This window comes from Lentzea fradiae (assembly GCF_900100955.1).
Classification (GTDB): domain Bacteria; phylum Actinomycetota; class Actinomycetes; order Mycobacteriales; family Pseudonocardiaceae; genus Lentzea; species Lentzea fradiae.
Window position 1 is genome coordinate 41668 of the sequence record NZ_FNCC01000018.1, and the last position, 14844, is coordinate 56511.

The 14844-nt window shown below is 70.4% G+C and carries 12 protein-coding genes and 1 tRNA gene; 1 reads left to right on the forward strand and 12 read right to left on the reverse strand.

Annotated elements, in window-relative coordinates; translation table 11 throughout:
• Positions 1–4: 4 nt before the first annotated feature.
• On the reverse strand, positions 5–502 hold the full coding sequence (locus tag BLT23_RS34280; RefSeq protein ID WP_143036141.1) for a hypothetical protein: 498 nt from the start codon (positions 500–502) through the stop codon (positions 5–7).
• Positions 503–1025: 523 nt separating this feature from the next.
• Positions 1026–1099 (reverse strand) — tRNA-Thr (locus tag BLT23_RS34285).
• A gap of 109 nt (positions 1100–1208) precedes the next feature.
• Here BLT23_RS34285 and BLT23_RS34290 point away from each other — a divergent pair.
• Entirely contained in the window at positions 1209–2564 is a 1356-nt protein-coding gene (locus tag BLT23_RS34290; RefSeq protein ID WP_090057750.1) for a hypothetical protein, read from the forward strand.
• 39 nt (positions 2565–2603) lie between these two features.
• Here the strand turns inward: BLT23_RS34290 and BLT23_RS34295 are convergent, their stop codons facing one another.
• The 10 genes from BLT23_RS34295 to BLT23_RS34340 all read right to left on the reverse strand — a co-directional run bounded on the left by BLT23_RS34295 (position 2604) and on the right by BLT23_RS34340 (position 14699).
• On the reverse strand, positions 2604–3800 hold the full coding sequence (locus BLT23_RS34295; RefSeq protein WP_090057751.1) for a DNA polymerase III subunit delta': 1197 nt from the start codon (positions 3798–3800) through the stop codon (positions 2604–2606).
• Positions 3801–3828: 28 nt separating this feature from the next.
• Positions 3829–5847, reverse strand: a complete 2019-nt coding sequence (locus BLT23_RS34300) for a bifunctional MFS transporter/dTMP kinase (RefSeq protein WP_245744494.1) — start codon at positions 5845–5847, stop codon at positions 3829–3831.
• 98 nt (positions 5848–5945) lie between these two features.
• Positions 5946–6350, reverse strand: coding sequence for a hypothetical protein (locus BLT23_RS34305; protein WP_143036142.1), 405 nt, complete (start codon positions 6348–6350; stop codon positions 5946–5948).
• 16 nt (positions 6351–6366) lie between these two features.
• Complete coding sequence (topA, locus tag BLT23_RS34310; RefSeq protein WP_090057759.1) at positions 6367–9132, reverse strand: type I DNA topoisomerase; 2766 nt, start codon at positions 9130–9132, stop codon at positions 6367–6369.
• A 129-nt stretch (positions 9133–9261) separates the two neighbouring features.
• Complete coding sequence (locus tag BLT23_RS34315; protein ID WP_245744495.1) at positions 9262–9834, reverse strand: hypothetical protein; 573 nt, start codon at positions 9832–9834, stop codon at positions 9262–9264.
• 69 nt (positions 9835–9903) lie between these two features.
• Positions 9904–10449: a hypothetical protein gene (locus BLT23_RS34320; protein ID WP_090057761.1), complete on the reverse strand. Its 546-nt coding sequence runs from the start codon at positions 10447–10449 to the stop codon at positions 9904–9906.
• 4 nt (positions 10450–10453) lie between these two features.
• Entirely contained in the window at positions 10454–11056 is a 603-nt protein-coding gene (locus BLT23_RS34325; protein ID WP_143036143.1) for a hypothetical protein, read from the reverse strand.
• 95 nt (positions 11057–11151) lie between these two features.
• A complete protein-coding gene (locus BLT23_RS34330) occupies positions 11152–11718 on the reverse strand; it encodes a hypothetical protein (protein WP_090057768.1) in 567 nt (188 codons plus the stop codon).
• Between the two features lie 29 nt (positions 11719–11747).
• Positions 11748–12320, reverse strand: coding sequence for a hypothetical protein (locus BLT23_RS34335; RefSeq protein ID WP_090057772.1), 573 nt, complete (start codon positions 12318–12320; stop codon positions 11748–11750).
• A gap of 66 nt (positions 12321–12386) precedes the next feature.
• A complete protein-coding gene (locus tag BLT23_RS34340) occupies positions 12387–14699 on the reverse strand; it encodes a sodium-translocating pyrophosphatase (protein WP_090057775.1) in 2313 nt (770 codons plus the stop codon).
• Positions 14700–14844: the final 145 nt, after the last annotated feature.

Below are 14844 nucleotides of genomic sequence, written 5' to 3' on the forward strand. Positions count from 1 at the left end.
AGCTTCATGGGTACGGCCGAAGGAAAACGCAGCCTTGCAACAGCGCTGAGATGCGGCAGTTCTTGGTCACCCAGGCCCGCAGCGCGGGATCGATGGCGTCCAGAACGGTGTGGATCTCGTGCTGTCTCGCGGTCAGCGGCTTGTTCCAAACCGGTTCATGGTGCGCGAGCCTGTTGCGGAAGTCGTGCAGCGACTTGATCGGCTTCTCGATGGTGGCGCGTGAACGGTTGGGGGCGTGGGGGAACGCCCCTGCGAGGTCTGGCCAGAGTGTCGTCGCGTACTTCTTGGCGAGCAGGAACCGCCAGAACCCGAAGCTGAGTTCGGCTATGGTCTGGCCATCGCTGGCTGGCTTGCCTTTGATGTGCACGCGGCTGCGAGCAGTCGCGATGTCGTCGCGTGCACGCTGGTCGAGTTCCCTCCGGATGTCGTCGAGCCACGAGTGTCCGGGATGGTTTTTGAGCTGGTGACGTGCCTGCAACTGAGTGGCAAGCGCGTTGCGCAAGACCACCTCGAGGTGCCCGAGCGTTTCCCAGAACGCGGCACGGGGTTAGGATATCCACCGAAGACTGCTGATCGGTCCCTGGTGATCCTTCGGGATGGGCCACACCGCTGTGGTTACGTTATGTACTTAGAAGGCGCTGGCCTCCTGCTGCTTGCAGGAGGCCAGCGTTGTCTTTGATTGCCACGTCTGCACCTGGTACGTCGGATACGACCGATCAGGGTCTTACAGCCAGGCTTGAGGCAGCCTCAAGAGCTGCCGGTGATCCCGCCGCTTCCGCTCGGCAACCACGATCGACCTTCGGCGGTCTCCGAAGCGCCTGCCGAACGCTGCCGACGAGCCCGTGCCGCCTCTCGCGATCAGAGAAGGTCGGGGTGTTCACCGAGCAGGACGCCGACGTACTGACCACGTCTGGCGATCACGGGCGCTCGTCATGAGTTGGACTGCAGAACCGCGCCAGAGCGCATCCCCTGCATCAAGAAAAGGCCCAGGTCAGGAAGCCTGACCTGGGCCTTTCATCTCACCGAGCCGCCTATCGGAATCGAACCGATGACCTGCTCATTACGAGTGAGCCGCTCTGGCCGACTGAGCTAAGGCGGCGAGACGCGTTAACTATAGCGGACCCGAAGACCCGTCACTCACGGGGGGCACCTTCGTTAGACCGACCGTGACGGACGTCACCGCCTCCTGACCGCCGAGGAGAGGGTCCATGCGTCGATCTTGGTCCGTGCCGCTGGCCGGTGTGGTGCTCGCGCTCGTCGCGGCGCCCGCGCTCGCGCAGCCGCCCACCACTCCGGTGCCGGGGCCGCGTGATCCGGGCCAGCCGCCCGCGTCGGCGCCGAACGGGCCGCAGCCGCTCGCGCACGCCCTCGGGGACGCCGGGACCGGGCTCGCCGTGGTGCGGCTCGGGCCGAACGCCGTGCCCACGAGCTCGATCCTGCCGGGGTTCGGGGAGCAGCTGCCGAAGCAGTCGGTCACCGAGCTCGGGCTCGGCCTCGCCAGCGCCCAGGTCAACACCGAGGCGTTCCTGACGACGGAACGGGTGGTGACGCAGGCCAGCCCGTTCGGGTTCGCGGTGGCGGGGAGTGCGCCGCAGACGCCGGGAACGTTGGTGCAGACGGCGATTCCGGACAACCCGCAGCCCACCACCGGCGGACTGCCGATCCCGGAGACTCCGCTCGGCCGGCTCAAGGTGCTCGACGGCAGCGTGCACGCGCGGTGGGACGACGAGGTCGGGCCGTGCGTCAGTCCGCTGGCCACGGCCAGGACCTCGTTGGCGGGGCTGGAGGTGCTGAGCGCGCTGCCGGCCGAGGTGCCGTTGCCCGTGAAGACGAGTCTGGTCGGGATACCGGACGCGTTCGAGGCCAGCTCGCAGGTGCGGCTCGTCGACCTGCCGGGCAGTGCGAACAGGGCGGTCGAGTCGACGTCGACGATGCGGGCCGTCAGCGTCGAGCTGGCCGGTGGGATCAGGATCGACGTGGTGACGCCGCCGACCCTCACGGCCACGGCCACCGGGGACGAGGCGACGTCGAAGGTCACCTACACGGCGCCGGTGCTGCGGGTCAGCCGCGACGGCGAGGAGCTCGGCGTGCTGGACGCGGCACGGCCGTCGCTGGACGTGCCGCTGCTGCTGGACCTCGTCGTGGTCAGGTTGCAGGTCGCCGGGCTGACCGAGAAGAAGTCGTCCTTCGACGGCACCGGGTTCAGCGGGTTCCAGCTCGGCGCGACCGCGCGGATGCTCGACGTGCAGCTGCTGCCGACGGACAAGCTGAAGCTGCCGGACCTGCCGCCCGCGCTGGCGCAGATCTCGCTCGGCGAGCAGATCGTGCGGGCCGCGGCGCCGCAGGGCGGGGTGGTCTGCGGGACGTCCCAGCCTCCCGCCCAGCCCCCCGCTCCGGGGGCACCGGAGCAGCCCGGCGGTCAGGCCGCGCCGCCCAAGAAGGCGCTCGCCTACACGAACGCGGCCTACCAGACGGTCCCGTTGTTCTGGACCGGCACGGGCCTGCTGCTCGCCGGAGTGGTGATCGTGGCCGCGCTGCCCACCCGGCGGGGGTCGCGGCCCTGACCCGCTCGTTCCGCGTCAGCGCATGCGGGTCGCGGTGGGTCAGCCGCGGTGCAGCGTCGTCACCATCGCCTCGATGGCGATCCGCGGCTTCACGTTGACCTCGATGGCCTCCCGGCAGGCCAGCACGGCCTCCAGCCGCCGCAGGATCGACTCGGCTGACCAGGACGCGGCGGCGGTGCGCGAGTCGCCCGCCCGGTCCGGGTGCATCAGCGCCGCCTCCGACCCCGTCTTGGTCACCAGGGCGTCGCGGTAGAAGCCCGCGAGGTCCACCAGCGCCATGTCCAGCGAGTCGCGCTGGGTCCTGGTGGCGCGGGACTTCTGCCGCTTCTCCAGGTCCTTCAGGGCTCCCTTGGCGCCGCGGGTGGCGGCCGCGGTGCCCTTGCCGGTGCCGCCCGCCCCCATCGCGGTCTCCAGCGCCTCGCGCTCGGCCTCGTTGCGCGCCTCGTTGGCCGTCGAGGCGTCGTCCTCCGCCGCCTTGATCAGCTCGTCGGCGCACGTGAAGACGTCGGCGGGCCTGCGCAGCGCGAGCGGGATGCGCAGCACGGCCTCGCGCCGGGCGCGGGACTGCTCGTCGACGGCCAGCCTGCGGGCGCGGCCGACGTGCCCGCCGCACACCGCCGCTGCCCACTGGGCCATCTCCGGTGCGACGCCCTCGACCGCTTCCAGCGCCGAGGCGATGGCGGCGGGGCGCGGCGATCCCAGCGACACGAGCCTGCACCGCGACCGGATGGTCACCGACACGTCGTCGGGGTGGTCAGACGGCGCGCACAGCAGGAAGACGGTCCGCTCCGGCGGTTCCTCGACGGCCTTCAGCAACGCGTTGGCGGCGCCCTCGGTGAGCCGGTCGGCGTCCTCGATGATCACCACCTGCCAGCGGCCGGAGGTCGGGCGGCGCGCGGAGATCTGGACGAGCGACCGCATCTCGGCGACCGAGATCGACAGGCCCTCCGGCGCCACCACCCGCACGTCGGCGTGGGTGCCGTGCACCGTCGTGCGGCAGCCGGAGCACTCGCCGCAGCCGGGGCGGTCGTCGGTCACCACGCACTGCAGCGCGCCCGCGAAGGCGCGGGCGGTGGACGACCGGCCGGAGCCGGGCGGCCCGGTGAAGAGCCAGGCGTGCGTCATCACGCCGGGAGCGGGAGTGCCTCCCGCGACGATCGTGGCCGCGGCTTCGGCGGCCGCGGACAGGGTCGCCACCGCGTCCGGCTGGCCGACCACCTCGTCCCACACGCTCATGGGTCCAGTCTCCCAGCGGGCGGGCGGGTCACAGCGACGGGGCGGCGGCTTCGGGGACCGGGCGCTTGCGCGTGGCGAGCAGCGGGACGACGGTGGCACGCACCCGTTCGGCGATGGCGTCCGCGTCGCCCTCCGCCTCCACCACGACGTAGCGGTCGGGGTCGGCGGCGGCCATCTCGCTCAGCAGCTTCTGGACGCGCCAGTGGTCGTGGCCGATGCCGACGGCCTTGCGGTCGGCGCTGGGACGGTCCAGCAGGACCGTCAGGTCGGGCCGCAGCCGTCCGGTGGCCCAGTCGACGAGACCTTCGAGCTCCTGGTGGTCCAGGCTGGAGGTCGCGCTGAAGTGCGCCAGCGGCGAGTCGACGTAGCGCTCCATCACCACGACGGCGCCCTCGTCCAGCGCGGGCCGCACCTGCCGTTCGACGACGTCGGCACGCACGGCGGCGGCCACGAGGGCCTGTGCCCGCACGCCCGCCAGCTCGGCGGACGACAGCACGGCGCGCAGGCGGCGTTCGTCGTGTTCCGGGTCGGCCGCCAGCAGCACGTCGATGCCCTCCGCGCGCAACGCCGCCGCCAGGCGCCTGGCCTGCACCGAGGTGTCCTCCCAGGTGTCGCCCTCGACGGCGATCAGCAGGCCCTTGGTGGTCCTGCGGCCGCGGATCGCCGCGAACAGCGACGACAGCACCCGTTCCTCGCGGCGGTCGTCCATCTGCCGGTAGGCGACGAGGCCCAGCATGATCGCGATCACCGCGCCGCCGAGCATCACCGGCCGGGTCGCGTCGACCTCCATCGGGTGGTTGAAGACGCTGATCGTGCGCTTCTGCAGCAGCGCCACCAGCAGCGGCGCGCCCGCGGACGCGCCGAACAGCACGACCTTGAGCAACGACTGGATCAGCGCGACCGTGCGGCCGCGCATCTCGTCCTCGACCTGCGAGCCGACGATGGTCAGGCCGGTCAGGAACGCCACGCCGGCGCACGCGCCGACCAGCATCACCGTGAGCAGCGCGATCCACAGGTGCGGTGCCAGCGCGACCATCGCGAGCGTGATGCCCGCGAGCACGATCGTGACGCCGAACAACCGGTTGTAGGCGAGTCTTCTGGCGAGCTTCGGCGCCGTGGCCATGCCTATCGCCAGACCGAGGAACACGGCGACGAAGAGCAGGCCGAACGTCGAGGCGCCGCCGAGCAGCGACTGCGCGTAGAGCTTCGCCGTCGCGATGACGACACCGGCAGCGGCGAACGCGCCGATCATGCCGATGACCAGGCCGCGGACGAGCGGCGTCTTGGCGGCGAACCGCAGGCCGTCGCGCAGCATCGCGACGAAGCCCGGCTTGTCGGCGTCGACTTCCTTCTTCTTGGCCGTCGCCCGGCCGGACAGCTCCGGCAGCCTCGTCGCGATCAGGATCGCGGAGGTGAAGTACAGCAGGCCGTTGATGATCACCGCGATCGTCGCGATGGTGAACTCGAGGTCCCCGCCCTGCATGTTCAGGTAGCCGGGGATGCCCGCGATCAGGGAGTACAGGCCGAACCCGCTGATCGTGGAGATGCCGTAGGTCATCACCAGGCCGAGCTGGTTCGCCGACTCGACCTGGTCCGGGCGGCGCAGCAGGTTCGGGACCGCCGACTCCTTGGCCGGGATCCACAGCATCGCGCAGCAGCCGACCAGGAAGTTCGCCACGAACAGCCAGATCGGCGAGCCGATCAGCGCGATGGAGATGAACAGCGACCCGCGCAGCACGTCGCAGACCACCATGACCTTGCGGCGGTCGAACTTGTCGGCGAGCACGCCGCCGATGGGCGCGAAGAGGATGCCGGGCAGCAGCTGGGTCAGCACGACCAGCGACAGCGCGAACGACTGCCACCGGTAGCTGTTCATCATCTCGGAGACGAGGCCGGTCAGCGCAAGCAGTGACAGCCAGTCACCAACGCTGCACAGATAGGTGACGAACCACAGTCTCCGGAACGGCCGGATCGCCAGAACCGAGCGCAGCCGGTGCACCGTGGACACGCTCGACTGGGCCTGCCCCGCCTGGCCAGCCTCGGTCAACGATGTGTCCGCGTCCTGAATTTCAGTCACCCCTATCAACCCAACCCCGTGCGGTCAGCGTAACCGGATGTGGTGGGTGAAGTAGGCGGACTCTCAGCTCAGCCGCTGAAGATCGTCGTGAGGAGGGTGAAGAGCACCAGGGCGATGAACCCGAGGACGACGACGCACCCGAGGAACCCCGCCAGCGCGCTGGCCCGTTCGGCGGGCTGATGTTGGTGCACGACAGGCGTTTGCGGGCCCGCGGGCCACTGCGGCCGCTGGGCGTGGCGCGGCCCGCCGTACGACCTCCGGTGCTCGCTCTCCAGCTGGGACCAGACGGCCTGCCGGATCTCCTCGGCCGGAGCAGGCGGTGTCGGCACCGACACACGTGAGGTGAACGACGCGACCGTCCACTGGGGAGCGACCCACGTGTCCGCGGTCACCAGTCCCGCCGTCGGGTCGGAGAACAGGCGGGGAGGCGGCGGGACCTGAGTCCCGTCCGGACCGAACTCCGAACTCGGCACCGCCACCTCCTACCGGTCAGCTCTTGGACTTCGCGGGAGCCTTCTTCGCCGCGGGCTTCTTCGCGGTCGTCGCCGCCTTCTTGGCCGGCGCCTTCTTCTTGACGGGTCCCTTGGCGCGCTTCTCGGCCAGCAGCTCCGCCGCGCGCTCGTCGGTGATCGTCTCCACGCTGTCGGTCTTGCGCAAGGACGCGTTCGCCTCGCCGTCGGTGACGTACGGGCCGAACCGGCCGTCCTTGATCACCATCGGCTTGCCGGAGACCGGGTCGTTGCCCAGCTCGCGCAACGGCGGCGCGGCGGCGGCCGACCGGCCCCGCTTCTTCGGCTCCGCGTAGATCTTCAGCGCCTCGTCGAGGGTGACCGTGAAGATCTGCGACTCGTCCGCGAGCGACCGCGAGTCCGTGCCCTTCTTCAGGTACGGGCCGTAGCGGCCGTTCTGCGCGGTGATCTCGGCGCCCGTCTCCGGGTCCTTGCCGACCACGCGCGGCAGCGACAGCAGCTTCAGCGCGTCGTCCAGCGTCACCGTGTCCAGCGACATCGACTTGAACAGCGAGCCGGTGCGCGGCTTGGGCAGCTTCGACTTCGGCGTGCCCTCCTCCGGCTCGGGCAGCACCTCGGTGACGTACGGGCCGAAGCGGCCCTCCTTCGCCACGATCTCGTTGCCGGAGACCGGGTCGACCCCGAGCGAACGGCCCTCCTGCGGCGTCGAGAACAGCTTCTCGGCGATCTCCGCGGTCAGCTCGTCCGGCGCCAGGTCCTCCGGCAGGTTCGCGCGCTGCGCGGCACCGTCGACCTCGCGCTCCAGGTACGGGCCGAAGCGGCCCACCCGCACCACGACCGTGCGGCCCTCGTCGTCGCTGAACAGCGGGATCGAGTTGACCTCGCGCGGGTCGATGTCCTCGACGCCCGTGCCGACCAGCTTCTTCAGGCCGCCGGACCGGCCGATCGAGCCGTCCGGTCCGACGCTGCCGCCGAAGTAGAACCCGGACAGCCACGTCGTGCGGCCCTGACGGCCGGCGGCGATGCCGTCCAGCTCGTCCTCCAGCGCCGCCGTGAAGTCGTAGTCGACGAGACGCCCGAAGTGGTTCTCCAGCAGCCCGACCACGGCGAACGCCACCCAGGACGGGACCAGCGCCGCGCCCTTCTTCCAGACGTAGCCGCGGTCCTGGATGGTGCTGATGATCGACGAGTAGGTGGAGGGACGGCCGATGCCGAGCTCCTCCATCGTCTTGATCAGCGACGGCTCGGTGAAGCGCGAGGGCGGCGACGTGGTGTGGCCGTCGGCGGACAGCTCCGCGATCGTCAGGTCCTGGTCCTTCACCAGCTGCGGCAGCCGCGACTCGGCGTCGTCCGACTCGCCGCCCGCCTCGGCGTCGACCGTCTCGACGTACGCCTTCAGGAAGCCGGCGAACGTGATCGTGCGGCCGGACGCGGCGAACGTGACCTCCTGGCCCGTCGCGGCCCGGCCCTGGATGCGCACGCTGGTCGTGTTGCCCCGCGCGTCCGCCATCTGCGACGCGATCGTGCGCTGCCAGACCATCTCGTAGAGCTTGAACTCGTCCGGGTCCAGCTCGGAAGCCACCTGGCCGGGCGTGCGGAAGACCTCGCCCGCCGGCCTGATCGCCTCGTGGGCCTCCTGCGCGTTCTTCACCTTGCGCGTGTACTGGCGCGGCTTGTCCGAGACGTACTGCGCGCCGTAGAGGTCCGTGGCCTGCGTGCGTGCCGCGTTGATCGCGGTCTCCGACAGCGTGGTGCTGTCGGTGCGCATGTAGGTGATGTAGCCGTTCTCGTACAGCTTCTGCGCCGTGCGCATCGTGCGGTCGGCGGAGAACCGCAGCTTGCGGCCCGCCTCCTGCTGCAACGTCGACGTCATGAACGGCGCGTACGGCTTGCGCGAGTAGGGCTTCTCCTCGACCGAGGAGACCTTGACCGGCGCGTTCTCCAGCCCGTTCGCGATGGCCCTGGCCTGCGCCTCGTCCAGCACGACCACCTCGGCCCTGCCGGTGAGCTTGCCGTCGGAGCCGAAGTCGCGGCCGGTGGCGAGACGGGTGCCGTCGACGGCGACGAGCCGTGCGCCGAACTGGCGCGGCGTCGCGTCCTCACCCGCGTCCATCTGCGCGGAGATGTCCCAGTAGCTCGCGCTGACGAACTTCATGCGCTCGCGTTCGCGCTCCACGACCAGGCGCGTCGCCACGGACTGCACACGGCCCGCCGAGAGCTTCGGCATGACCTTCTTCCACAGCACCGGGCTGACCTCGTAGCCGTAGAGGCGGTCGAGGATGCGGCGGGTCTCCTGGGCGTCGACCAGGTCCTGGTCGAGGTCGCGGGGGTTGGCGGCGGCGGCCTGGATCGCCGACTCGGTGATCTCGTGGAACACCATCCTGCGGACGGGGACCTTGGGCTTGAGGGTCTCCAGCAGGTGCCACGCGATGGCCTCGCCCTCGCGGTCGCCGTCTGTCGCGAGGTAGAGCTCGTCGACGTCCTTCAACGCTTCCCTGAGCTCGGTGACCAGCGACTTCTTGTCGGCGGAGACCACGTAGAGGGGCTCGAAGCCGTGGTCGACGTCCACGCCGAGCCTGGCCCACGCCTGGCCCTTGAACTTGGCCGGCACGTCGGCGGCGCCGCGCGGCAGGTCCCGGATGTGTCCCCGGGAGGACTCCACCACGAAGTTCGAGCCGAGGTAGGAGGCGATCTTGCGCGCCTTCGTGGGCGACTCGACGATCACCAGTCGTCGGGTGCTACCCGCTCCTCCGCCGCTCTTCCTCGTGCGTGTCGATCCAGCCACTCGCCGTCCCGCTCTCTTCCAAACCCGGTTCCCAGGCCCGCCAGTGTTGCCCAGCGTCGGCCGAAAAGCACACCATCCGCGACGCCCGTACGACGAGACAGGGTGACACAACCATGCCGGACCGCCCGCTCAGGCCGCCGGCCACGTGCTGCACGCCACCCCGTGCGGAGGGCTTCCGACCAGCTCAGCGAGCCGCGCCAGCCTCCGCCGGCCCGTCACCCGCAACGCCGGAGCCCCTACCAGGGTGCACGGAAGTCCGGATGCGAGCAGGGCATTTTGCAACGGTAGGTGTGTCTGCGGCGCGTTGGGGTCCAAACCGAGCAGGTACGCCGACTCCATCCAGCTGCCCGCGGCCAGTGCCCACACGCGCAGCACGGCCCCGTTCAGCTCGAAGTCGTCGGGCACCTTCTTCACCGATCCGTCCAGCCAGCGGGCGGCCAGTCCGGTGAGATCGGTGCGGAAGGGCGTGCGGACGAACCGCGTGCCCTCCTCGTCGACGCACAGCTCCGTGGTGACGTCCCGCTCGGCGCACGCCTGCCGCAGCGGCCGCAACCGCCACTCGTCGCGCAGCTCGACGTAGACGCGGGCGGCGGTGCCGCGCGCGAAGCTGACGGCCTGGCCCGGCCCGCAGAGGAAGCCGGCGAGGTCCGCCTTGGCCGGGGTGCGCGCCTCGGCCGAGAAGAAGGACAACTGCCCCACCACGGCCCACAGGGTAGAACAGGCGTTCGACTGTGACCAGTGTTGTTGCTGTGACTACGCCAGTCGAGGGACCTACTGTCCGCCGCCCGAATGCAGCTCCTGACACGGCTTGGACCCGCTCATCGCGGCGGAGTACTTGGGCGACCTCTCCAAGGCGTCGAACGTCGCACGGAGGTCCTCCGGCGCGCTGACCTGCGACGTGTCGGCCAGCACCCGCTCGGCGCCGTCCCAGAACCCCTCGTTCGCCTCCAGCGCCCTGACCGGTGCCTCCGCCGCCGCGTAGGACCGGGCCGACTCGCCGACGTACTTCGTCAGCCGATCGTGGACGCCCTCCAACTCGCCGGACGGCGGGCCGAGCTCCTTCAGCTTCCTCTCGGCACCGGCGAGCGCGGCGGCGTTGGCCGTCACGAGCTTCAGGTAGGCGGCTTTCACCGCCGCCGGGTCTGCCGGGTCCTGCACCGTCAGCTCCTGACCGGCCTGCTTGCCGGGGAGGAGACCCGCGCAGAACGCGTCGACCCACTGGGCCTGCGCGTCGCTGAGCGGCTCGTCCTCGTCGGAACCGCAGGCGGCGGTCAGCAACGCCGTGGCCAGGACTGCTGCGATCAGGCGGGAGGTCACGGCCTCATTGTCCGGCAGCCTGCTTCGCGAGCCCCTGCCAGCTCTCGCACGTCTTGTTCGAGCGGAACGCCTCCGCGTACTTCGGCGTCTCGGCGATCTGCCGGAACATCAGCTCCGCGTTCTCCCTGGCACCGCCCCCGCTGGTGGCCATGACCTGCTCGTAGCGCTCGGGGAACACGTCGTCGGCCGCCAGCGCCCGCAACCGTCCGGCGGCGTCGTCGAAGCCGTCAGCCGACTGCCGCTTCGCCTTGACCAGGCGTTCGTGCGCGTTGCTCACGTCGGAGCCGAGCGGACCGAGCTTCTCCAGGCTGTCCGCCGTCATCCGGTCGGACGAGGCGGCCAGCGCCACCCAGCTCACCACGGCCTCCTTCACGGCGGCCATGCCCTGGCTCGCCTTGCCGTCGATCTCCCGCAACGCGAGCGCCGCGACGCCCAGGGGGCCGCAGTAGGCGTCGAACCAGGCCACCGGGTCGGCGCCGGGCGCCTCGGGCGTGGTGGTGACGGTGCTGCTCGTCGTGGACGTGGCGGGTGCCGGTGCGGCTGCCTGACCCGAGCACGCGCTCACCGACAGGACGCAGGCCAGCACGAGACCAGCGGTCGTTCTCATCTTCGGTTCCCCCAGGAAAAACGAGCCGGATCGCGCGGACGGTACCCGTCCGGTGGCGATCCGGCTCGATCTTTTCCGGGAATGCCGCGGGAGCGTTACGAGGGCGGCGCGGACGACGCCGAGGTCCGCAGGCTCTGGCAGTTGCCCGCCTGCCGCGCGGCGTCCGCGAGACCCGTCTCGTCGAACTTCCGCTGCACCCGGACGCCCGCGTTCTCCATCTCGGCGGACTTCGTGACCATTTCGGTGAACGCGCTGACCACGCCGGTGGCGTCGGACGACGAGTCGAGCTTCGAGCTCGTGTCGTCCAGCAGGGCCTTGACCTGGCCGAGCCCGTCCTCCGCCGCCGTGACCAGCTCCCTGGCCTTCGGGTGCGGGCCGTCCTCCAGCGCCTTGAGGTCCTCGATCGACCTCCCCGCCGCGGCGGACCTCGTGCCGAGCCAGTCGGCCAGTCCGGCCTTCAGCCGCGCCTCGTCGGTCATGTCGATCGCCGGCTCGTCCGACAGCGCCTTCACCGTGCCGTCGACGGCACCGCAGACCTTGTCCGTCCACGCCACCACGTCGGCCTCCGTGGGGGCCTGTGACGGCGTGGGGGGACCGCTCGTGCTGCACGCGGTGACCGCGAGCAGGCAACTGGTCATGAGTGCGATGGCTGTGCGACGCATGGGCCGGAAGCTACCCCGGACGGTTCCGGTCAGCTCGTCGGCGTGATGTTGAGGCGCTGCATCTCCTGGCACTTCTGCGCGCTCTGCGTGGCCTTCTGCAGCTCGGGGACGGCTTCGAGGTCGCGCAGCGGGTCGGCGAGCTCGGAGAGCTTCGCGATGGCCTCTCCCGCGGCCTGGAGGCCACCGTTGGCGTTGTTGGCGTCGGCCTGCTCGACCTGGGCCTTGGCGTCGGCGAACACCGTGCCGAGCGAGGTGAACGTCTCGGACATCTTGTCGACCGCCTGCTCCCCGCCCGCGACGGGGGACGGGCCGACGTTCTTCAGGCCCTCCGCCGACTTGGTGAAGGCGTCCGCGAGCTGGCCCATGTAGGCGGCCATCTCGGCCTTGAGCTTCTGCGGGTCGCTCGCGTCGAGCTGCGGCGCGGTCTTCTCGATCTTGGCGAACTCGGAGGCCGCGCCGCACACCTTGTCCATGTAGGCGACGGCGTCGGCGGAGGCCGCGTCGCCGGTGGGCGTCGACGAGGTGCCGGAGCTGCCGCCGCTGGTGCACCCTGCCAGCACGAGTGCGGCTGCGGCGGCGGTGGCGACGAGGCTGCGCCTCATGTCGTGACTCCTAGGTCGGGGTACGTCAGGGGGACACCCGAACGTACCCCGACCAGAGGAGATGTACTACGCGGCGCCGTTGCTCACCGTCTCGGCGGGCGCGTCCGCGATCGCGGTCCCGCGGCGCTTGGACACGACGATCGCACCGACGATGATCAGCGTCGCGACGACGGCGATCGCGATGCGGATCGGGTCGGACGCGCTGTCACCGATGGAGAAGGTGACGATGGCGGGCGCGATCAGCACCGAGACCAGGTTCATGACCTTGATCAGCGGGTTGATGGCGGGACCGGCCGTGTCCTTGAACGGGTCGCCGACGGTGTCGCCGATGACCGTCGCGGCGTGGGCGTCGGAGCCCTTGCCGCCGTGGTTGCCGTCCTCGACCAGCTTCTTGGCGTTGTCCCAGGCACCACCGGAGTTGGCCAGGAAGACCGCCATGAGCGTGCCGGTCGCGATCGCGCCGGCGAGGTAGCCCGCCAGCGGGCCGACGCCGAGGCCGAAGCCGACGGCGATCGGGGCGAGCACGGCCATCAGACCGGGGGTCGCGAGCTCGCGCAGCGAGTCCCTGGTGCAGATGTCGACGACCTTGCCGTACTCCGGCTTCACCGAGTAGTCCATGATGCCGGGGTTGTCGCGGAACTGGCGGCGCACCTCGAACACGATGGCACCGGCGGCGCGCGTCACGGCATTGATCGCGAGACCCGAGAACATGAACACGACGGCGGCGCCGATCACGACACCGACGAGGACGTTCGGGCTGAACACCAGGTTGGTGAACGACACCGGCAGGTCGCCGGTGACGTCGCCGACCTTGGCGATGGCCTGCTCGATCGCGTCGCGGTAGGAGCCGAACAGCGCCGTCGCGGCGAGCACGGCCGTCGCGATCGCGATGCCCTTCGTGATGGCCTTGGTGGTGTTGCCGACCGCGTCGAGCTCGGTGAGGATCTGCGCGCCCTCGCCGTGCACGTCACCGGACATCTCGGCGATGCCCTGCGCGTTGTCGGAGACCGGGCCGAAGGTGTCCATCGCGACGATGACGCCGACGGTCGTGAGCAGGCCGCAGCCGGCCAGCGCGATCGCGAACAGCGCGACGACGACCGAACCGGACAGCAGGAAGGCGCCGTACACGGCCGCGCCGATGACGAGCGCGGTGTAGACCGCCGACTCGAAACCGACCGAGATGCCGGAGAGGATCACCGTGGCCGCACCGGTCAGCGAGGTCTGGCCGACCTCCTTGACGGGCTTGTGCTCGGTGCCGGTGTAGTAGCCGGTCAGCCAGAGGATCACACCGGCGAGGACGATGCCGATGATCACCGCGACGGACGCGATCAGCGCCGGGTTGCCGGTGGTGGCCCTGATCGAGTCGCTGACGCCGTCGAGGCCCGCGAAGGAGCTCGGCAGGAACGTGAACGCCGCGATCGTGCACAGCACCGCGGAGATGACCGCGGAGATGTAGAAGGAGCGGTTGATGGCGGTCAGACCGCTCTCACCGGCCTTCGCGCTCGTCGTGTAGACGCCGATGACGGCGGTCAGCACACCGATCGCGGGCACGATCAGCGGGAACAGCAGGCCCTGCGCGCCGAACGCGGCGGTGCCGAGGATCAGCGACGCGACGAGCGTCACGGCGTAGGACTCGAAGAGGTCCGCCGCCATGCCGGCGCAGTCACCGACGTTGTCGCCCACGTTGTCCGCGATGGTCGCGGCGTTGCGGGGGTCGTCCTCGGGGATGTTCTGCTCGACCTTGCCGACCAGGTCGGCGCCGACGTCGGCGGCCTTCGTGAAGATGCCACCGCCGACGCGCATGAACATCGCGAGCAGCGCGGCGCCGAAACCGAAGCCCTCCAGCACCTTCGGGGCCTGGCCCGCGTACACGAGGACGACCAGCGCGGCACCGAACAGACCGAGGCCGACCGTCGTCATGCCGACCACACCACCGGTGCGGAAAGCGACGCGCATCGCCTTTTCGCGACCGCCTTCGCCTTCGTTCGCGGCGGCGGCGACACGCACGTTGGCGCGTGTGGACAACCACATGCCCAGGTAGCCGATGATCGCCGAGAACACGGCACCGACGATGAAGAACAAAGACCTGCCGATTCGCTCGGAAAGATCTTCCGCCGGTAGCGCGAACAGCAGCACGAACACGATCACGACGAAAACGCCGAGCGTGCGGAACTGCCGGTTGAGGTAGGCCGCTGCGCCCTCCTGGACCGCCTTGGCGATGTCCTGCATCTTCGGGGTGCCCTGGCCGGCGGCCAGAACCTCCCTGAGCAGCACGTACCCGACGGCGAGAGCAGCCAGGGCGACCACGGCGACCACGGCTACGACGCCGCGATCACCCCCGGAGAGCTCGAGGCCCTCCGCGAGGAAATGCCGGGACATCCGTCCTCCTGGTGAGTTGCCATGTGCAGCGCCAAGGCAGACCAGCCGCCCTCGCGCGACGTGACGCATCCCTCATTGGATGCGATGAGCGGGGAGTCTAGGGGTTGCTCGCAACGGGGCGACGAACCGTTCCGAAGCGTGCACA

What these genes read in the sequence shown, in the direction of transcription:
- BLT23_RS34290 (WP_090057750.1), top strand. Translation starts at nt 1,209, where the DNA reads ATGCGTCGATCTTGGTCCGTGCCGCTGGCCGGTGTGGTGCTCGCGCTC.
- BLT23_RS34295 (WP_090057751.1), bottom strand. Translation starts at nt 3,800, where the DNA reads ATGAGCGTGTGGGACGAGGTGGTCGGCCAGCCGGACGCGGTGGCGACC.
- BLT23_RS34325 (WP_143036143.1), bottom strand. Translation starts at nt 11,056, where the DNA reads ATGAGAACGACCGCTGGTCTCGTGCTGGCCTGCGTCCTGTCGGTGAGC.
- BLT23_RS34330 (WP_090057768.1), bottom strand. Translation starts at nt 11,718, where the DNA reads ATGCGTCGCACAGCCATCGCACTCATGACCAGTTGCCTGCTCGCGGTC.
- BLT23_RS34335 (WP_090057772.1), bottom strand. Translation starts at nt 12,320, where the DNA reads ATGAGGCGCAGCCTCGTCGCCACCGCCGCCGCAGCCGCACTCGTGCTG.
- BLT23_RS34340 (WP_090057775.1), bottom strand. Translation starts at nt 14,699, where the DNA reads ATGTCCCGGCATTTCCTCGCGGAGGGCCTCGAGCTCTCCGGGGGTGAT.